This is a genomic window from Salinicoccus halodurans, assembly GCF_900114445.1.
GTDB classification, from domain to species: Bacteria; Bacillota; Bacilli; order Staphylococcales; family Salinicoccaceae; genus Salinicoccus; species Salinicoccus halodurans.
Map to the genome: position 1 here is coordinate 320,187 of NZ_FOTB01000001.1, position 20,779 is coordinate 340,965.

Genomic DNA, 20,779 nt, shown 5'->3' on the forward strand with positions numbered 1-20,779 from the left:
GAGCCGATGGAAGAACGTCCGGATATTGACAATCTCAAAAAGAAACTGAAAGATGAAAATCAAAGCGGGAATGACGGCAGGGAAAAAGATGATATGCTCAGGGCGCGTCTTGAAGGCGAACCGGAATGGGAATCCCGTAAGCAAACCCTGCCGGAAAGCAAGCCGTCTGTAAATCCTGATGATTCATTGCACCGACCATCGTCTGAGGAAAACATCCCCTCCGCAGCGAAACCGGCCGGGGGGTCTTCCTCCGAACATGCCGCCGGAAATTACGGGGGAGAGGATGATGAAGACACCGGTGAGATAGAAACCTTCACCAGGGACGGCAAACCGATTTCCGTCGATACTTTCAACAGTTCCAGGAAAACATCCGGCAAAGAGAAGCGGAATGGGGCCGGGAAAGATGACTCTTCCGTCAAAAAGAGAGCGGCGGAAGATAAAGCGAAAGCAAAACCGAAAAAAGAAAGAAAGCCGTTAAAGGCATATTTAAAAAAACCGAGACGTGTGCATGTCTATACAAGTCTTGTCCTGCTGGCCATCCTGATGTTCGGCGTCCTTGTCTGGTATGTTTTTTCCAGTGCAAGTGCTGTAAAAGAGATCAGCATATCGGGGAACAGTCTGATCAGTGATGACGAAATTGCCGAACGTCTCCAATTTGCAGAAGGGGATAAGATGTTCAGTATCGATACAGGCCGGGCGGAAGAGAACATTTCATTGTTGCCGGCGATTGAGGAAGTGCAGGTGGAACGATCTTGGTGGAACGGTGTGGATGTCAATATTTCCGAATATCGTGCACTTGGTTACGTCACCAACAGTGGGAGCTATTATCCGGTTCTGGAAAATGCAAGAGTACTGCGCGGTTCTCCCGCAGCACCTAAAGAAGCACCGATACTCCATTACTTTGAGGGAGAAGAGTTTGATGCTCTGGTTTCCAGTCTGAGCAAAATAGAACCTTCTATATTGGACGGGATATCCGAAATATATTACCGTCCGTCAGAACAATCATCAACAAGAATCCATATGTTCATGAATGACGGACAGGAAATTGTAGCAGATTACCGTACAATCGACAGCAAGATGAACTACTACATCGGAATGCGCAATGAAATCGGAGACAGTACAGCAGGTGTAATTGATCTTGAAATCGGCAGCAGTTTCCTGCCTTATGACAGTGCAGAGGCTGAGGATATCAAGCAGGGCATTTACGAAACACCTGTACAGGCGCAGTATATAGAAGATGTAAGTGGCTCGCTTGGAAATGTAAAAGAAGTATTATCTGGTTTCGGGGACGGGGAAGAGTGATTCCCCGTCCATTTTTTTACTGGACTATTCTTCCTAAATAGTTCACAATATGAAAGGTATAATGTAAACTATATATAGAGAAAACTGAAAAAGCTTGCTAGGAGGCAAACGAGTTGAAGGAACATTACTATGTTGCCCTTGATATCGGTTCCACCAGTGTCAAAGCGGTGGTTGGCGAAAAGTTCCATGATGGTGTAAACGTCATCGGTACCGGTCAGACCTTCACTGAAGGGATATCCAAAGGGATGATCAGAGATTTTGAACTGGCAAGAAATGCTATAAAAGATACAATAAAAAAAGCCAAGATTTCATCAGGGATTGAAATTGATGAAGTCTTTCTTAAAATGCCGATAACTGATACAGATTTCAGAACGGGTGAAGAGGAACTCCGTTTTGGAGGACAATCAACGGAAATCAACGGAGAACATATTGAAGAGCTTCTCGAAACAATCAGGGAGAAGGAGATGCACAGTGACAAAGAGGTTATCACTGTATTTCCGAATTACTTCAAAGTGGATGACCTGCATGAGGTGGCGGATCCGAAAGAGATGATGGCAACGCAGTCACTTTCAGTCAATGCAGGACTCATCCTCATAAACCGTTCATTGCTGATGAATGCTGTCAAATGTGTAGAGGACGCAGGTCTGACTGTGCTCGATGTCTATTCAGACGCTGTTAACTATCAGCATGTCCTCAGCGAATCCGAAGTCGAGCTCGGCGGAGTCGTAATCGACATCGGTGCGGACCTGACACAATTCGGATATTATGAGCGCGGTGCATTGAAATATGCAGGGAGTCTGCCTGTCGGCGGCAACCATATTACGAATGATCTGTCGGAAGCATTCAATACACCATTCGAAGTCGCAGAGAAGGTGAAACACCAATACGGCCATGCGTTTTTCGACCTCGCATCGGACGAAGATATCGTCAAACTGCCTCAGAGGGACGGAGAACCCGATATTGAAGTGACGCCGAAAGATCTGGCGGATATCATCGAGCTGAGACTTGAGGAGATGCTGCTTGATGTATTCACTGAGCTCCAGGAGGCCGGCATTACAAGGGTGAGCGGCGGTTTTGTCGTTACAGGCGGCACCGTCAACCTGCTGGGAGTAAAAGAATTGCTGCAGGACCTCGTAAGTGAAAAGATCAGGATTCATATCCCTAAACAGATGGGGGCAAGGAAGCCTGAATACTCCAGTGCCATTTCTACTATATCCAGTGGAATAATGTTTGATGAACTACTTGAATATGTTACAATTAATAATTATGAGACGGAGCCTGAAGAAGCGGTGGAAGAAACTCCTGCAGAGGACTCTGGAAGCTTCTTTACGGGACTTTTCAATAAACGTAAAGAGAATAACGCACGGCAGATGGAAGAGGAAAAGACTCAGTACTCCTATGATGACGGAAGTGCGGAACCTTCTCAAAACGATGAAGAATACTCCGACTATGCTTATGATGAGGAACGTTCGGATGAACCGGTCACAAAAAGTGATGAAGAAGCAAAACGCCCGAACGAACCTAAGGACTACCGTGGATATATGAAGAAGCTATTTAAAAATTTGTTTGAGTAAGATGAATGACTGGGAGGAAAAATAAAATGTTAGAATTTGAGCAAGGTTTCAACCATATGGCTTCACTGAAAGTCATCGGTGTCGGCGGCGGCGGTAATAATGCTGTCAACCGCATGATAGACGATGGAATACAGAATGTAGAGTTCATCGCGATTAATACAGATGGACAGGCATTGAATCTTTCAAAAGCTGAATCTAAAATCCAAATCGGTGAAAAACTGACACGCGGACTCGGTGCAGGCGCCAACCCTGACATCGGTAAAAAAGCCGCTGAAGAGTCCCGTGAGCAGATCGAAGATGCAATCCAGGGTGCGGACATGGTATTCGTCACTGCCGGAATGGGCGGCGGCACCGGTACCGGAGCCGCCCCTGTAGTCGCCAAAATTGCTAAAGAGATGGGGGCCCTGACAGTAGGTGTCGTTACAAGACCATTCTCATTTGAAGGCAGAAAGCGTCAGACTCAGGCAGCAGCCGGCGTAGACGCAATGAAGGCGGCTGTAGATACACTTATCGTCATCCCTAACGACAGACTTCTTGATATCGTGGATAAATCCACTCCGATGATGGAAGCTTTCAAAGAAGCGGATAACGTACTCCGTCAGGGTGTTCAGGGTATTTCTGACCTGATTGCTGTAAGCGGTGAAGTAAACCTTGACTTTGCAGACATTAAGACAATCATGACAAACCAGGGTTCTGCACTCATGGGTATCGGCGTATCCAGCGGCGAAAACCGGGCGATAGAAGCGGCTAAAAAAGCCATTTCAAGCCCATTGCTCGAAACATCGATCGTAGGTGCGCAGGGCGTCCTCATGAACATTACAGGCGGAGAATCCCTTTCACTGTTCGAAGCGCAGGAAGCTGCGGATATCGTACAGGATGCAGCTGACGAAGATGTGAATATGATCTTCGGTACAGTAATCAACCCTGAACTTGAAGATGAAATCGTCGTTACTGTAATTGCGACCGGCTTCAATGAAAAATCTGTGAACAGAACTCCTGAAAGAGAAGAGAAAAGAGATTCCGTTTCCTATCCGACTTCACAGAGAGCCGAGGAGACACCACCGTCACGCCCGGCACGCGAACCGGAAAGAAACACTGCAGAAACGAAAGATGATGATTACGAAGTGCCGACATTCCTTAGAAACCGTTCAAGGCGCAGACGATAGAATAGGACTTAAGTCAGAAGGGCGTGCCTTTCTGACTTATTTTTTGAGGTGTGTTCATTATGAATCTTGAAAATCATCAGCATTACATGGGTTTTAAAAATCGTGATATACTTCTCGGGTACACTAAACGGACTGCCGGCAGGAGTAATTATCCAAGCGAAAGCTTCAACATGGCGCTTTATATTGGGGATGATTCTGCGAATGTCCATGCGCATCAGGATGCCCTTGCTGCAGAAATCGGCATTGACCCGGACAAATGGGTACTGCCTGTGCAGAAACACGGAGGAAATATCCGTGAAGTATCAGAACAGGATGCAGGTATAAATGTACGGCAATTGACAGATGCTCTTTATGATGTGGACGGAATCTATACATATAATCGTGATTTACTGCTCACCATGAATTTTGCTGACTGTGTTCCGGTCTATATGTGGAGCAGGAAAAACAGTTTCACTGCACTGGCGCATGCCGGATGGCGGGGGACATCACATAACATCACAGGCCGGATGGCTGAGACGTATGACGGAAATCCGGAAGATCTTGAAGTTGTCATCGGTGTGGCCATCAACAGTTCCTGTTATACTGTTGATGACAGGGTGATCAGCGCACTGGAAGCAGCTGGACTGCCGCAGGAGGCTGTAACGAGGCACGATGAAGGGTATGATCTTGACCTTAAAGCCGTCAACCGCCATCAGGCAGTCAGGGCCGGTGTAGAACCGGATTCAGTCCATGTCACGGAAGTCGGAACCGAAGACTTGGAAAGGTTCTTCTCCTATCGTCTGGAATCAGGCGGTACGGGCCGTGCCCTTGCATTCATCGGGAGGAAATAGATAAATGATCAAAGATAATTACACAAATATCAGGCAGGAAATCGGTGATGAGGCGACAATCATTGCCGTGACAAAGTACCATACGGTCGAAGAGACTCTGGAAGCATACGAAGCCGGTGTCCGGGATTTTGGTGAAAACCGTCCGGAAGGTTTCCTCGAGAAGAGAAAGGCACTTCCAGCAGATGCTAACGTACATTTCATAGGTACACTGCAGTCACGCAAAGTGAAACAGATTGCAGATGACCTTTATTATCTGCATTCACTGGATCGTGAATCGATTGCCAAAAAAATTGAACAATACAGCAATCATACGGTAAAATGTTTTATACAGGTAAATGTCTCCGGTGAAGATTCCAAACACGGTCTCATACCGGAAGAGGTTCCGGAATTTCTGGAAACCTTGAGTGAGTATGAAAAGATCGAGGTCATCGGACTGATGACCATGGCACCGCATACTGAAGACAGGTCACTTATTTCTGAAGTGTTCAAAAGATTATCCGAGCTTAAACAAAAGCTTGCAGAAGACAATCGTGCTAACATACAGATAAAAGAGCTCAGCATGGGAATGAGCAATGATTATGATATTGCGCTCCAAAATGGGGCGACTTTCGTCCGGATCGGCAGCAAAATTATGGGAAGCAGGTGAATGCCATGGCCATCAAAAAGTTTTTCAAAGATATATTCGTCGTAGAATATGAAGAGGACGTCCCCGCAGAAACTTCAGAACCGCAGAAGAAACAGTCAGAGCAGAATCCAAAGGTTACAAGCTTTGAACAGTCTGCCAGAAGACGCCCTGAACCGGTAAAAGCAGATAAACCGACAGATAAAAAACAGCCGAAAGACCAGAATCAGAATGTCCGGGGAAAAAAGATGGCGGAAGGCATTCGGGGTCCTGAAAGAAGGAAATCAGCTGCAAAACGCCAGGAGAAAGATAGAAGCACAAACAGGAACGAGAAGGAGACGAAGCTGATGACGGCAGAAACGAGCAATACGAAAGTTTGTCTTTTCGAACCCAGGGTATTTTCAGAAACGCAGGATATTGCTGATGAATTGAAACATGAACGCGCAGCATTGGTTAATCTATCCAAAGTAGATCATGGTCCGAAGAAGCGTATTGTTGATTTTCTGAGCGGAACTGTTTATGCACTCGACGGCGATATCCAGAAAGTCGGCAGTGACATCTTCCTGTGCACGCCCAACAGCGTAGGCGTAGAAGGGGAAATCAGCGGACAGAAAGACCACTCAGATGAAATTTAAGGAGAGTTATTTTGGATAATCAATTAATCATTGAAATACTGTTGTTCATACGGAATTTTATCAATACAGTCTTCCCCATATTCACATGGGGTCTGATCATATATATTTTAAGTTCATGGCTGCCGGCCCTCCGGGAGTCGTCTTTCGGACAAATACTCGGTAAAATCTACGAGCCGATTCTGGAGCCGGTCAGAAAGCTGATTCCGCCGCTTGGCGGGATGCTTGATCTGTCTCCGATCATTCTGATCATCGGTCTAAACCTGTTCCTGAGAGGATTGAATTCCATCTTCCAGGCAATCATTACGGCACTGGTTTAAATTGAATATATAATGATACGGGGCGTCTGGCGGAAATCACATCCTTAATGTGCATTCTGCCATGGGCGTCCATTCTTTTTTTTATGGTAATATAAGTATATAAAGCAAGATGGCGGAGGATGAATGATGAAAGAGATCTATCAGCATTTCAGAAAAGAAGAGCATGAGAAGATTACGATGCTGAATGGCAAATTTGAAATTGCAGACAGGGATTACTATCCGGTGCTCCTGGATTTTCTGGACCCGAGGGAACGGCGGATTGTGGAAAGTATTGCCGGATCATACCCTGGGCTGAGAGTGGAATTTTATGGCGGCGGGGGCCGGGACCGTGAGAGAAGGCGGGCAATGATCATTCCCGAACTTCTTGAAGTGGAGAAAGATGATTTTGAAGTGCTTGTCTATGAAATAGACTACCCGGAAAAATTTGTCACATTGAATCACCGTAATGTGCTCGGAGCAGTCATGAACGTGGGCGTCGACCGTTCTCTCATAGGTGATATCGTAGTAGGTCAACGGATCCAGCTCGCGATTGCCAGGCCATACGCACCACTGTTCAAGCAGTCCCTCGAGAGAATCAGGAATGCACCGGTCACTCTGAATGAAATCCCCCATGAAGCATTCATGGATGCGGCTGATGACGGGAAACAGGCTGATATTCTTTCTTCCTCTTTCAGGCTGGATACAATCATATCCGAAGTCATTAATGAAGGAAGATCCAAATCCAAAACCCGTGTTGAAAAAGGTAAAGTGAAGGTAAATCATTCGATTGTTACCGAACCATCCTTTATAATGGAAACCGGCGATATCATATCGGTGAGGCACTTCGGACGGTTCCGCATCGATTCATTGATCGCGGAAACTAGAAAAGGGAAATACCGGCTCGCGGTTAGACTGTACAGAGACGGGTAAACACAAGTTGAGGTGAAAGATATGGATAGAGAAGAAGCGGTGAATAGGAAATTCGCAACAGTGTACCGCGGTCTGGACGAAAAAGAGGTGCGCGATCATCTGAAGAGACTTCAGGAGGAAGTGGAGTCCCGCGACGCGAAAATAAGACAGCTTGAAGGCCTGCTGGAAGACAGGGAAGAGAATCTGAACAGTTTCAGGAATGTGGAGACGAGCATCAATGAAGCGATACTGACTGCGCAGCGTGCAGGAGATGAAACAAAGCGCGTTGCCAAGGATAGAGCGGATGAAATAGTAACGGGAGCCGGGGCTGAACGTGAACGCATCATAGAAGATGCACTGGCCCGCGCCCGTCACATTGCATCACAGACTGAAGATATGAAACGTCAATCCAAAATATTCAGGGCGAGATTCAAGATGCTGGTGGAGGCACAGCTCGATCTGCTGAAATCCGAAGACTGGGATTATCTCCTCGATTTCGAACAGAATCAGGAACATCGTGTGGATGACCTGGAAGACAGGGAATCAAAATCAAACGAATGACATATTGACGGATTGGCATATATTTAGCATAATAATAGTATTGTTAGACATGCAGGCGTCATCGAGTGATACCAGCGACCGGAGGATGGTGAAAGCTCCGGCTTAGAGTGACGGTGCTGATATCACTAATGATGTATTTGATATATATTGGACAAGTGGACTCATGACCTGAGTCAATAAGGGTGGTACCGCGGATATAGATTCGCCCCTGTTGACCTCTGGCCGGAGTCTTTTTTATTATCACACATTAAAAAAGGAGTTAACGGAAATGGACTACAAAGAGACATTGCTGATGCCCAAAACAAAATTTAAAATGCGGGGCGGGCTTGTGAATAAAGAACCGCAGATGCAGGAAGAGTGGCGCAAAAACAACCTGTATGAAAAGAAATTGAAATTGAACGAAGGCAATACGCCGTATGTTCTTCATGACGGTCCGCCGTATGCCAATGGATCGCTTCATATGGGGCATGCGCTGAATAAGATCATCAAGGATATCATCATTAGAAACAAACAGATGCGCGGTTACTATTCACCTTATGTGCCGGGCTGGGATACACACGGACTGCCGATCGAGCAGGCGCTGACCAATAAGGGCGTGGACCGCAAGAGCATGTCCATCGAGGAATTCAGGAACAAATGCATCGAATTTGCCAATACCCAGATCGACCAGCAGCGTGAAGGATTCAAGCGCATGGGAATCGACGGCGAATGGGATAACCCGTACCTCACATATAAGCCGGAGTTTGAAGCGGCACAGGTCCGTGTACTGAAAGATATGGTGGCGAAAGGACTGATCTACAAAGGGAAAAAGCCGATATACTGGTCTCCTGTAAGTGAATCTTCCCTTGCTGAAGCGGAGCTTGAATATAAAGACAAGCGCTCCCCGTCCATATATGTCGGATTTGACGTAGCAGACGGCAAAGGCGTCATCGAGCCGGGAGTACAGATCGTCATCTGGACAACGACACCATGGACGATTCCTTCAAACCTCGCTGTTGCGGTCAATCCTGAACTGAATTATGTGCAGTTCAATTATGAGGGCAAAGAATATATCGTAGCGGAAGGGCTGCTTGATTCCTACTGTGAAGATGCCGAGCTCGATAAGGAGAAGGTGATGCGCACTAAGGAATTCCAAGGTTCGGAACTCGAATATGTAACGACAAAGCATCCGTTGTTCGACCGTACAAGCCTTGTCGTCCTTGGGGACCATGTCACTCTTGACGGCGGTACGGGCTGTGTTCATACCGCACCCGGTCACGGGGACGATGACTTCGTCGTCGGCCAGAAATACGACCTGGGAGTCCTCAGTCCGGTAGATGACAAAGGAGTCTTCACCGAAGAGGCGGGAAAATATGAAGGACTTTTCTATGACAAAGCGAATAAAGTGATCACTGAAGATCTCGATGCAAACGGAGCACTCATAAAAATGAACTTCATCACACACTCCTATCCACATGACTGGAGATCGAAGACACCTGTCATCTTCCGTGCGACACCGCAGTGGTTTGCTTCAATCCGCAATGTACGCCAGGATATCATTGATGCACTGGATGATACTAAATTCCAGGTGGAGTGGAACCGTAAACGCATGTCAAACATGATCAAGAACCGCGGTGACTGGGTCATCTCCCGCCAGCGTGTATGGGGCGTGCCTCTGCCGTTCTTCTATGCTGAAAACGGTGAGGAAATCGTTGATACCGATGTGATAGAACATGTTGCCGGGCTGTTTGAAGAACATGGATCAAATATATGGTTCGAATGGGACGCAAAAGATCTGCTGCCTGAAGGCTATTCACATGAGGGCTCTCCAAACGGAGTGTTCACCAAAGAAACGGATATCATGGATGTCTGGTTCGATTCCGGATCGACGCATCGCGGTGTACTTGCGACACGGGATTACCTGACTTATCCTGCAGATCTTTATTTTGAAGGTTCCGACCAGTACAGAGGATGGTTCAACTCCTCCATCATCACAAGTGTGGCGACAAAAGGGATTGCACCATATAAAGAGCTGCTCAGCCACGGATTCGTCATGGACGGCCAGGGCAAGAAGATGTCCAAATCCGTCGGCAACGTCATCCTGCCTGAAAAAGTGATGAAACAGATGGGCGCGGACATCATCCGTCTGTGGGTAATGTCTTCCGATTTCGAAGAAGATGTAAGGATTTCTGATGATATTCTTAAACAGGTTTCAGAAGTGTACCGTAAAATCAGGAATACATTCAGATTCCTGCTTGGTAACATAGCAGATTTCAAGCCGTCGGAAGATTCGGTAGCATATGAAGATATGATGGAAGTGGATCAGTTCATGTTCCAAAGATTCAATGAGATGATCAATCTGATGCGCGACTGCTATGACAGGTACGACTATGTGTCAATGTACCAGGCGCTCCAGAATTATATCAATGTCGATCTGTCTAACTTCTATTTGGATTACGGTAAGGACATCCTTTACATCGAGCAGGAAAATGCACATATCAGACGCAGCATGCAGACGGTGCTCTATAAAATCGTGACGGAGCTGAACAGGCTTCTTGCGCCTGTACTCGTGCACACAGCCGAAGAAATCCACCAGCATACACCATATGTGGAAAAAGAAAGTGTCCATTTGGAATACCTGCCTGAAGAAGCGGAAGTGGATGCTGGACTCGTCAAGAAATGGAAGCATTTCATGGCTGTCCGGGACGATGTATTCAAGGCACTCGAAGTGGCAAGGAATGAAAAGGTAATCGGTAAATCACTCGAAGCCAAAGTCTATGTGACACAGCCGGAAGGTTTGAATTTCGATGACATCAACGGCAAACTGGAACAGCTGTTCATCGTTTCGCAGGTTGAAGTTGAAGACATGCTGGAAGATGGTATTCAATATGACCATGTCACTGTGAAAGTGGAGCACGCGGAAGGTACGCGCTGTGAACGCTGCTGGAATTACTCTACAGCTGAGTCCATCAATGAAGGCGACGATGATATCTGTCCAAGATGTCGTGAAGTTGTCGATGCACTGTAGGAGGTATTCATGAAAACCTCCTACAGAATCATTCCCATGGCGATACTCGCCATATTCCTGCTCGGACTGGATCAGCTGACCAAGTTCCTTGTTGTAACAGGGATGGAGGAAGGTGAATCCATTCCGGTGCTGGGTAAATACCTTGCCATCACTTCTCACAGGAACAGTGGTGCCGCGTGGGGTATGCTCCAGGGGCAGATGATCTTCTTCTATATCATTACGGTGATTGTGCTGGTCATCCTGGTCTACGTATATTTTAAAGAAGCAAAGAACAACTTATTATTACAGATTGCGATTGTGATGCTCGTTGCGGGATCCCTCGGCAACTTCATCGATCGCATACTATTTCAGGAAGTAGTGGATTTTGTCGATGTACTCCTAATCTTCTATGATTTTCCGATCTTCAATGTGGCCGACAGTGCACTCACTGTTGGTGTAGTGTTGATGCTCGTTGAATTCTTCTTTATGGGAAAAGGTGAAAAAGATGCAGGAAATTAAAGTATCTGCTGAAGAGAACGGTCTCAGAATCGACCGTTTTCTTGCAGAAATCATTCCAGATACGTCACGCAGTGATATGCAGGGGCGTATCAAAGAGGGCATAGTCCTGGTAAACGGAAATGCAGTCAAACCGAATTACAAAGTCAAAACAGAAGATCTGGTCACAGTGAACGAAAGGGAACTTGTCGAAAGTGATATTGTTCCTGAGGACCTTAACCTTGATATCATTTATGAAGATGAGCACGTTGCAGTTGTCTATAAACCCCGCGGGATGGTGGTCCATCCGGCTGCGGGACACACATCGGGAACACTTGTCAATGGTCTCATGCACCAGCTGGATAACCTCTCGGGCATCAACGGTGAACTTCGTCCCGGCATCGTGCACAGAATCGACAAAGATACGAGCGGGCTGCTCATGGTTGCAAAAGATGATGTGACACACAGGGGGCTTGTCGACCAGCTCGTGGACAAGTCCGTCACCCGGAAATATACTGCACTGGTTCATGGTGTGATTCCTCATGATAAGGGGACGATTGAAGCACCGATCGGAAGAAATCCCAAAGAGCGCCAGGCGATGGCCGTGGTGGACGATGGCAAAGAAGCGGTCACACATTTCAATGTAATCGAACGATATGAAGATTTTACTCTGGTTGAATGCATTCTTGAGACTGGCCGTACCCACCAGATCCGCGTCCATATGAAATATATCGGTTACCCGCTTGCGGGCGATCCAAAATATGGTCAGCGGAAAACATTGGATACAGAAGGTCAGATGCTTCACGCAGGAACAATCGGATTCATCCACCCGGCTAACGGTGAATATATGGAATTCACATCACCGCTTCCGGATGAATTCGAAGAAGTGATTTCAGAACTTAACCGTAAATCCTGATAAACCCTTGACTTTATAAATTATAAAGACTAGACTGTTATAGAAAAGTGAATATGAAATGTCTTTAAAAGAAGTCCCGTGAGGCTTCAAAGACATGATATGGACGGATGCAGCAGGCTTTAGGGCCGGACTGTAAAGTTTTTGGGATACGTGTATACTCATGTCTTTGGACATGAGTATTTTTTTATACAAAAATTCAAATGGGAGTAGAGAAATATGAAAAAAAGAACAATTCTGGATGAAGCACAGATTTCCAGGTCACTGACACGCATGTCCCATGAAATACTGGAACGGAATAAAGGCACGGAAGGTCTTGTGTTTTTGGGTGTCAGGACAAGAGGTGAGTTTTTAGCGGACCGGCTGCAGCAGAAAGTGGAAGAGATAGACGGTGTGACGATTCCCACAGGCACGATTGATATCACAGCCTACCGGGATGACAAAGTGACGGATACAGAAGCTCTTGAAGAGGCGATCGACATAGATATCCCGCTCGACGACCGCCATGTCATCATTGTCGATGACGTGCTTTATACAGGACGCACGATCCGTGCGGCAATGGATGCGATATTGAATCACGTGCGGCCGTCGAAAATTTCACTCGCTGTTCTGATAGACAGGGGTCACAGGGAACTGCCGATCCGTGCGGATTATGTCGGGAAGAATATCCCGACGGCCCGGGAAGAAAAAATCAACGTCTATCTTGAAGAACATGATAATGCGAATGAAGTGGTCATCAGCGAATAACAGGAGGAATCATCCATGGAAGAAAATGAAGAGATTTATACGAGGTCGACAGAACCTGTCCTCGATGTAAATGAAAAGCCGAAGCCGAGCCAATGGCTGCTGCTTAGTTCACAGCATCTGTTCGCGATGTTCGGGGCAACAGTACTTGTTCCATTCTTAACAGGATTGCCTGTTTCGGCGGCGCTCATCGCAAGCGGTGTCGGCACATTGCTGTATATACTGATCACCAAAGGACAAATCCCGGCATACCTCGGATCCAGCTTCGCCTTCATCCTGCCGATTACGATTGCACTCGGTGCGAACAGTCTGGGAGAAGTATTGACCGCCCTGTTCTTCAGCGGTGTCCTGTATGTACTCATCGGTCTGGTAATTAAAATGTTCGGGGTCCGTTGGCTGATGCATCTTTTGCCTCCGGTAGTCGTGGGGCCGGTCATAATGGTTATCGGACTCGGCCTTGCACCGGTTGCAGTTGACATGGCAATGTACACGGACTCGGGCAACCAGGAAGGTTACAGCATGACCTACATATTCGTCGCTTTCGTCACGTTGACAATTACGATACTCGCATCCGTGTTTCTGCGCGGTGTGCTCGGACTGATTCCGATTCTGATCGGCATCGCCGGCGGATATATTACATCGGTGCTTCTCGGCATCGTCGATTTTTCACAGATCAGAGGCACGGGATGGTTTCATCTTCCGGATGTACATATGCCATTCCTTTCGTACGAACCTTCAATCAATGTTGGCCTGTTGATTGTAATGCTGCCGATAGTATTTGTAACAGTCAGTGAACATATCGGTCATCAGGTCGTCATCAACAAGGTTGTCGGCAGGAACTTCTTCAAAAAGCCGGGGCTGCACCGTTCGCTGATCGGCGACGGGGTGGCAACAATGTTCGCCGGCATCATCGGCGGGCCGCCGACAACGACTTACGGTGAAAACATCGGTGTGCTCGCCATTACAAGAATCTTCAGCGTCTGGGTCATCGGCGGAGCGGCGGTACTTGCAGTCATACTCGGTTTCGTCGGCAAGTTCACTGCTGTGGTGCAGAGCATACCATCACCCGTGATGGGCGGTGTTTCCATACTGCTGTTCGGAATCATTGCAGCAAGCGGACTCAGAATGCTCATTGACGCACAGATTGATCTGGATTCCAAAAGAAACTTGAGCATAGTATCTGTCATATTGGTCATAGGCATCGGTAAAGCACATCTGGACTTCACAATCGGGGAAATACCGTTCAACCTGGAAGGCATGGCACTCGCAGCACTTGCCGGCATTATTTTGAATGCAATTCTGCCGGACGATAAGGAGGAACCGGTAAACCATGGATAATTTACTTTCGATGGATCATTTATCAAAAGAAGATATCATGCGCATCATCAAGAGAGCATTGCAAATGAAGGCGGGAAATTTCAGGCCTTTTCAGGAGCGGAAATATATCGCCAACCTGTTTTTCGAAAATTCGACACGGACGAAGACAAGTTTTGAGATGGCAGAATCGAAGCTGAACATTACATCGATTCCATTTGATGTCAATTACAGTTCGGTTTCAAAAGGCGAGACTTTGTACGATACATGCAAGACAATCGAAGCCCTCGGAGCAGATGCGCTGGTCATCCGGCATGCCGAAACGGAATACTACGGACAGCTGGTCGGTCTCGGCATCCCGGTAATCAATGCCGGTGACGGGAGTGGATCGCATCCAACACAATCACTGCTCGACCTGATGACAATCTATGATAAATTCGGCACTTTCAAAAATCTCAATATTGTCATCGCCGGGGATATCGTCCACAGCAGAGTAGCGCACAGCAACCAGCAGGCGCTCGAGAGACTCGGAGCAAATGTCCGTTTCTCTGCGCCCCCTGAATGGATTGATCACGGCATGGGTGTCCCCTATGTAAACCTGGACGAGGCACTCGGGGAAGCAGATGTCATCATGTTGCTGAGAGTACAGCATGAACGGCATGATGTCGCTGCCAGATTTACCAGGGAGGCCTATAATAGAGATTATGGTATGAACCGGGAACGGTACGGGCGGATGAAAGAGAGCGCGATCATGATGCATCCTGCACCTGTGAACCGCGGGGTGGAAATATCCGAGGAACTGGTTGAAAGTGAAAAGTCAGTGATTTTTGAACAGATGAAAAACGGAGTGTTTGCACGAATGAGTGTACTACAAGAAATTCTGGGGAGTGTTGAATAATGAGTTTGCTTTTGAAAAATGGAATGGTTCTGGAACAAGGCGAAAAGATAAAGAAGGATATCCTTATCAGTGACGGCAGAATCAGCCGGATTGCACCCGGTATTGAAACTGCGGCGGATGAAACGATCGAGCTTGATGGCAGACTCGTCACACCGGGGTTTGTGGACGTCCATGTCCATCTGAGGGAACCGGGCGGTGAGCATAAAGAAACGATAGAAACCGGAACGCTTGCAGCAGCAAGAGGCGGATTCACTGCCGTCTGCCCGATGCCGAATACGCGGCCTGTGCCGGATAGTGTGGAAACGATGAATAAAATTCAGGAACGTATCAAAGAGACCGCCCATGTCAAAGTGCTGCCGTACGCTTCAATAACCACACGCCAGCTTGGACGTGAACTGACAGACTTTGAAGGATTGAAGGAAGCAGGCGCATTCGCATTCACGGATGACGGTGTCGGCGTCCAGAGTGCAGATATGATGCTCCAGGCGATGTATGCAGGCGCAAAGACGGGAATGACGATTGTTGCACACACTGAGGAAAATACACTGATCCACGGAGGTGCCATCCACGAGGGCAGAACAAGTGAAAAGCTCGGCATTCCGGGTATTCCCGCAGTGACGGAATCAGTACATATTGCGCGGGATATACTCCTCGCAGAAGCCGCGGGCTGCCACTACCATGTATGTCATGTAAGCACAAAGGAAAGCGTCCGGGTAATCCGTGATGCCAAACGTGCAGGTATACATGTGACTGCAGAAGTAACACCGCACCACCTGGTTCTTGATGAAGATGATATCACAGAAAAGGATCCGGACTTCAAGATGAATCCGCCGCTCAGAGCATCAGAAGACCGTGTGGCACTGATCGAAGGGCTGATCGATGGTACAATCGACTGTATCGCAACAGATCATGCACCGCATGCCGAAGATGAAAAGGCAGTGGGAATAGAGACAGCGCCATTCGGTATTACAGGAAGTGAAAATGCATTCCAGCTCCTCTATACACGACTTGTAAAAAGTGGAGTGTTCACACTGCAGCAGCTGGTTGACTGGATGACAGTCAAACCGTCTGAAGTGTTCGGACTGGATATGGGTGTACTCGCAGAAGGACATAATGCTGATATCACTGTGATTGACCTTGAGAAACAGTATACGTTGGACAAGAATGATTTTTACAGTAAGGCACGGAACACTCCATTTCATGGCGAACAGCTTGAATCGGACATCCATATGACAATCGTGGACGGCAGAATTGCATACAAGGAGGAAAAATAATGCTTACAGAGAAAAGATATCTAGTACTGGAAGATGGAACAGTTTATGAAGGATACAGGTTTGGCGGCGATCGTACTGCAGAAGGCGAACTTGTATTCAATACGTCGATGACGGGTGCACAGGAAATCATTACAGATCTGTCCTATACCGATCAGATCATCACATTCAGCTATCCGCTGATTGGCAACACGGGTGTGAATACTGAGGATAATGAAACGCTGCTGCCCTCGGCAAGAGGTGTGGTCGTAAGGGAAGCGTGCAGCGAACCTTCAAATTTTCGTGCCTCAGAGTCGCTGGATTCTTTTCTTAAGAGACATGATATACCTGGCATCAGCGGTGTAGATACGAGAAGCATTACGAGAAAAATCAGAAGCGGCGGTGTCATGAAAGCAGTCATGACGGATGAGGAGAATCACGAAGAACTGGTGGAACTGCTTCAGACAGCAAGCTTCAGGACAGATCAGGTGAAACGTGTCTCTACGAAATCACCTTATATATCAACAGGACCTGGAAATCGTGTGGTACTCATCGACTACGGTAAAAAAGAAAATATCGTAAGATCACTCAACGCTCTTGGTTGTGATGTGACGGTTGTGCCCTACAACACTTCTGCTGCTGATATTTTAAGGATGAGGCCGGACGGTGTCATGCTTTCCAACGGACCGGGTAATCCGGAAGATGTGGAAGCAGGGATCAAAACAGTGAAAAATCTCATTGGAAAAGTACCTTTATTCGGCATCTGCCTCGGTCATCAGCTTATCGGACTTGCATGTGGAGCAAAAACATTCAAGATGAAATTCGGTCACAGGGGAAGCAACCATCCGGTCATGAACCTCAAAACCACAAAAGTGGAAATCACTGCACAGAACCATGGGTTTGCGATTGACGGCGACTCACTGGCCAGTACCGGCCTTGAAATCACACATACGGCGCTCAATGATAAGACTGTGGAAGGCATCAGGCATGTGAAGCATCCGGTATTTTCCGTCCAGTATCATCCCGAAGCATCTGCAGGTCCGCACGATTCAGAATATCTATTCGGTGAATTTGTAAAAATGATGGAGATTGAAAAGGAGGCTAACAATGCCTAAACGTACAGATATCAAAACGATCATGGTAATAGGCAGCGGTCCGATCATCATCGGCCAGGCAGCAGAATTCGACTATGCAGGAACACAGGCGTGTCTTGCCCTGAGGGAAGAAGGATACCGTGTAATACTGGTAAACTCCAACCCTGCAACAATCATGACCGACAAGGAAATCGCGGATGTAGTCTACATAGAGCCGCTGACTACTGATTTCCTGTCCAGGATCATCCGCAAGGAACAGCCAGACGCCCTCCTTCCGACACTCGGCGGCCAGGTGGGTCTGAATATGGCTGTTGAGCTGGATGGCCTCGGTGTCCTGGAGGAAAACGGAGTCGAACTGCTGGGGACGAAACTCGATTCAATCAAACAGGCGGAAGACCGCGACCTTTTCAGGCAGCTGATGAATCAGATGGAAGTGCCTGTACCAGAATCGGATATTGTCAACACGATCGATCAGGCATACGACTTCAAGGAGAAGGTCGGCTATCCGTTCATCGTCCGTCCGGCATTCACCATGGGTGGTACCGGGGGCGGAATCTGCTACAATGATGACGATCTGAAAGAGATTGTTGCGAACGGTCTGAAGTATTCCCCGGTCAACCAGTGCCTGCTTGAGAAATCCATCGCCGGCTTCAAAGAAATCGAATATGAAGTGATGAGAGACTCGAATGACAATGCCATCGTCGTATGTAACATGGAAAACATCGATCCGGTGGGAATCCATACGGGTGACTCGATTGTCGTTGCACCGACACAGACTCTGACGGACAAAGAACACCAGATGCTCCGTGACGTTTCACTCAACGTCATTCGTGAACTTGGCATAGAAGGCGGATGTAACGTTCAGCTTGCACTCGATCCGAACTCCTTCGATTACTACATCATTGAAGTTAACCCGAGAGTATCCCGTTCTTCCGCACTTGCATCAAAGGCTACCGGATATCCAATCGCAAAGCTTGCAGCAAAAATTGCAGTCGGCCTGACACTTGATGAAATGATCAATCCTGTAACAGAAACGAGCTACGCTGCGTTCGAACCGACAATCGACTATGTCGTATCAAAAATACCGCGTTTCCCGTTCGACAAGTTTGCAAAAGGGGAGCGCAGGCTCGGTACACAGATGAAAGCGACAGGAGAAGTCATGGCCATCGGCCGTACTTATGAGGAATCACTGCTGAAGGCGATCCGGTCACTGGAATATGATGTCCATCATCTCGGGCTCCCGAATGGTGACGAATTCGAACTTGATTTCATCGTCCAGATGATCAAAGCGCAGAGTGATGAAAGATTGTTCTACATCGGTGAAGCATTGAGACGCGGAGTTTCCATGGATGAAATCCATGAATGGACCATGATTGATATGTTCTTCCTGAGAAAGTTCCAACATATCATTGATATCGAACATGAATTGAAAGAGAATGCCGGCTCGGCGGATCATCTGAAATGGGCAAAGACATACGGTTTCAGCGACAGGGTCATTGCGCACCGATGGAATATGGAAAAATCTGAAGTATTCCAGATGCGTAAAGAACATAACATCATGCCGGTCTATAAAATGGTGGACACATGCGCTGCGGAATTTGAATCGGCGACTCCTTATTTCTATGGAACTTATGAATTCGAAAATGAATCCGTAAGAAGTGACAGGAAGAAGATTCTGGTACTCGGCAGTGGTCCGATCCGGATCGGTCAGGGTGTGGAATTCGACTATGCGACTGTCCATGCGGTCTGGGCCATTCAGGAAGCGGGCTATGAAGCAATCATCGTCAACAACAACCCTGAGACAGTATCCACGGATTTCTCGATATCCGACAAACTTTATTTCGAACCGCTGACGCATGAAGATGTGATGAACATCATCGAACACGAGCAGCCTGAAGGGGTGGTCGTACAGTTCGGCGGGCAGACAGCGATCAACCTGGCGGATAAGCTGGAGCATGATGGTGTGAAGATACTGGGGACGACGCTTGATGACCTCGACAGAGCGGAAAACAGAAAACGCTTTGAGCAGCTTCTGCGCGACATCGATGTACCGCAGCCGCTTGGTAAAACTGCTACTAATGAAGAAGAAGCACTTGCGAATGCAGAATACATCGGCTATCCGGTGCTTGTGCGTCCAAGCTATGTACTGGGCGGGCGTGCAATGGAAATCGTCTATAACGAGGCTGAACTCAAAAATTATATGAGGGATGCAGTCAAGGCCTCTCCTGAACATCCAGTACTGATCGACCGGTATCTGACAGGAAAGGAGATTGAAGTGGATGCCATCAGCGACGGTGAAAAAGTGATTATCCCGGGCATCATGGAACATATCGAACGCGCTGGTGTACACTCAGGCGACTCAATTGCAGTCTACCCGCCTGTAACACTGTCCGACAGTGAGATTGATACATTGAGGGAATACACCGAAAGGCTGGCGCTGGGATTGAATACAATCGGGTTGATCAATATCCAGTTTGTCCTGTCGCATGGCGAAGTCTATGTACTTGAAGTGAATCCTAGGGCAAGCCGGACAGTTCCATTCATGAGTAAGATCACTGAAATTCCAATGGCAAATCTTGCGATGAAGGCGATTCTGGGTGTAAAACTTGAAGAAACAGGCTATCCGCTCGGACTGGCACCATTCAAGGAAGGCTATCACGTAAAAGCACCTGTGTTCAGTTTCAGCAAACTTAAAAATGTCGATATCACCCTCGGACCTGAAATGAAGTCGACCGGCGAAGTAATGGGGAAAGACCTGAGCCTGAACAAGGCACTGTTCAAAGGCCTCGTAGCAAGCGGTCTTGAAGTGAAGGACCACGGTACAGTACTCATTACAGTCGCCGATAAAGACAAGGAAGAAGCTGTGGAACTTGCATCCAGGTTATCCCAGTGCGGCTACAGACTGATGGCAACAGAGGGAACCGGCAAGATGTTAAAAGCGCATGATATTCCAGTTGTTACTGTTGATAAGGTGGGGGCGGGCCAAACGAGTCTGCTGCGTGCCATCCAGAGCGGTAATGTCCAGATCGTCGTCAACACGATGACAAAAGGAAAACAGGTGGAACGCGACGGCTTCCGCATCAGAAGAGAATCTGTAGAAAATGGCATCCCATGTCTGACATCTCTTGATACAGCGCGTACACTTGTTGAAGTGATTGAAAGCATGACATTCAATATGGAAAATATGTAG

General features: G+C 47.4%; 18 protein-coding genes. All 18 read left to right on the forward strand.

Annotated elements, in window-relative coordinates; all coding sequences use genetic code 11:
* Positions 1–6: 6 nt before the first annotated feature.
* A complete protein-coding gene (locus BM271_RS01595) occupies positions 7–1,302 on the forward strand; it encodes a cell division protein FtsQ/DivIB (RefSeq protein WP_046789893.1) in 1,296 nt (431 codons plus the stop codon).
* A gap of 113 nt (positions 1,303–1,415) precedes the next feature.
* The gene (gene ftsA, locus BM271_RS01600) at positions 1,416–2,876 is read left to right on the forward strand and encodes a cell division protein FtsA (protein ID WP_046789894.1); all 1,461 of its coding nucleotides are present in this window, start codon (positions 1,416–1,418) and stop codon (positions 2,874–2,876) included.
* A gap of 26 nt (positions 2,877–2,902) precedes the next feature.
* Positions 2,903–4,042, forward strand: a complete 1,140-nt coding sequence (gene ftsZ / locus BM271_RS01605; protein ID WP_046789895.1) for a cell division protein FtsZ — start codon at positions 2,903–2,905, stop codon at positions 4,040–4,042.
* Positions 4,043–4,101: 59 nt separating this feature from the next.
* Positions 4,102–4,872, forward strand: coding sequence for a purine nucleoside phosphorylase YfiH/LACC1 family protein (locus BM271_RS01610; RefSeq protein WP_046789896.1), 771 nt, complete (start codon positions 4,102–4,104; stop codon positions 4,870–4,872).
* A gap of 4 nt (positions 4,873–4,876) precedes the next feature.
* A complete protein-coding gene (locus BM271_RS01615) occupies positions 4,877–5,518 on the forward strand; it encodes a YggS family pyridoxal phosphate-dependent enzyme (RefSeq protein WP_046789897.1) in 642 nt (213 codons plus the stop codon).
* Positions 5,519–5,523: 5 nt separating this feature from the next.
* On the forward strand, positions 5,524–6,129 hold the full coding sequence (locus BM271_RS14600; RefSeq protein WP_046789898.1) for a cell division protein SepF: 606 nt from the start codon (positions 5,524–5,526) through the stop codon (positions 6,127–6,129).
* A gap of 11 nt (positions 6,130–6,140) precedes the next feature.
* Positions 6,141–6,446, forward strand: coding sequence for a YggT family protein (locus BM271_RS01625; RefSeq protein ID WP_046789899.1), 306 nt, complete (start codon positions 6,141–6,143; stop codon positions 6,444–6,446).
* A gap of 126 nt (positions 6,447–6,572) precedes the next feature.
* On the forward strand, positions 6,573–7,355 hold the full coding sequence (locus BM271_RS01630) for a YlmH family RNA-binding protein (RefSeq protein WP_052749839.1): 783 nt from the start codon (positions 6,573–6,575) through the stop codon (positions 7,353–7,355).
* Between the two features lie 21 nt (positions 7,356–7,376).
* Positions 7,377–7,895, forward strand: coding sequence for a DivIVA domain-containing protein (locus BM271_RS01635; RefSeq protein ID WP_046789901.1), 519 nt, complete (start codon positions 7,377–7,379; stop codon positions 7,893–7,895).
* Positions 7,896–8,163: 268 nt separating this feature from the next.
* Positions 8,164–10,902, forward strand: a complete 2,739-nt coding sequence (gene ileS / locus BM271_RS01640) for an isoleucine--tRNA ligase (RefSeq protein WP_046789902.1) — start codon at positions 8,164–8,166, stop codon at positions 10,900–10,902.
* A 9-nt stretch (positions 10,903–10,911) separates the two neighbouring features.
* Complete coding sequence (gene lspA, locus BM271_RS01645; protein ID WP_046789903.1) at positions 10,912–11,400, forward strand: signal peptidase II; 489 nt, start codon at positions 10,912–10,914, stop codon at positions 11,398–11,400.
* Positions 11,387–12,292, forward strand: a complete 906-nt coding sequence (locus tag BM271_RS01650) for an RluA family pseudouridine synthase (RefSeq protein ID WP_046789904.1) — start codon at positions 11,387–11,389, stop codon at positions 12,290–12,292. Before lspA ends, BM271_RS01650 begins: the two co-directional genes overlap by 14 nt.
* Before the next feature lie 216 nt (positions 12,293–12,508).
* Positions 12,509–13,036: a bifunctional pyr operon transcriptional regulator/uracil phosphoribosyltransferase PyrR gene (gene pyrR / locus BM271_RS01655; RefSeq protein WP_046789905.1), complete on the forward strand. Its 528-nt coding sequence runs from the start codon at positions 12,509–12,511 to the stop codon at positions 13,034–13,036.
* 15 nt (positions 13,037–13,051) lie between these two features.
* Entirely contained in the window at positions 13,052–14,371 is a 1,320-nt protein-coding gene (locus BM271_RS01660; RefSeq protein WP_046789906.1) for a uracil-xanthine permease family protein, read from the forward strand.
* Positions 14,364–15,245, forward strand: coding sequence for an aspartate carbamoyltransferase catalytic subunit (locus BM271_RS01665; protein WP_046789907.1), 882 nt, complete (start codon positions 14,364–14,366; stop codon positions 15,243–15,245). Before BM271_RS01660 ends, BM271_RS01665 begins: the two co-directional genes overlap by 8 nt.
* A complete protein-coding gene (locus BM271_RS01670) occupies positions 15,245–16,519 on the forward strand; it encodes a dihydroorotase (protein WP_046789908.1) in 1,275 nt (424 codons plus the stop codon). The genes BM271_RS01665 and BM271_RS01670 overlap by 1 nt, the downstream gene beginning before the upstream one ends.
* The gene (gene carA, locus BM271_RS01675; protein WP_046789909.1) at positions 16,519–17,610 is read left to right on the forward strand and encodes a glutamine-hydrolyzing carbamoyl-phosphate synthase small subunit; all 1,092 of its coding nucleotides are present in this window, start codon (positions 16,519–16,521) and stop codon (positions 17,608–17,610) included. Before BM271_RS01670 ends, carA begins: the two co-directional genes overlap by 1 nt.
* The gene (gene carB, locus BM271_RS01680; RefSeq protein ID WP_046789910.1) at positions 17,603–20,779 is read left to right on the forward strand and encodes a carbamoyl-phosphate synthase large subunit; all 3,177 of its coding nucleotides are present in this window, start codon (positions 17,603–17,605) and stop codon (positions 20,777–20,779) included. Before carA ends, carB begins: the two co-directional genes overlap by 8 nt.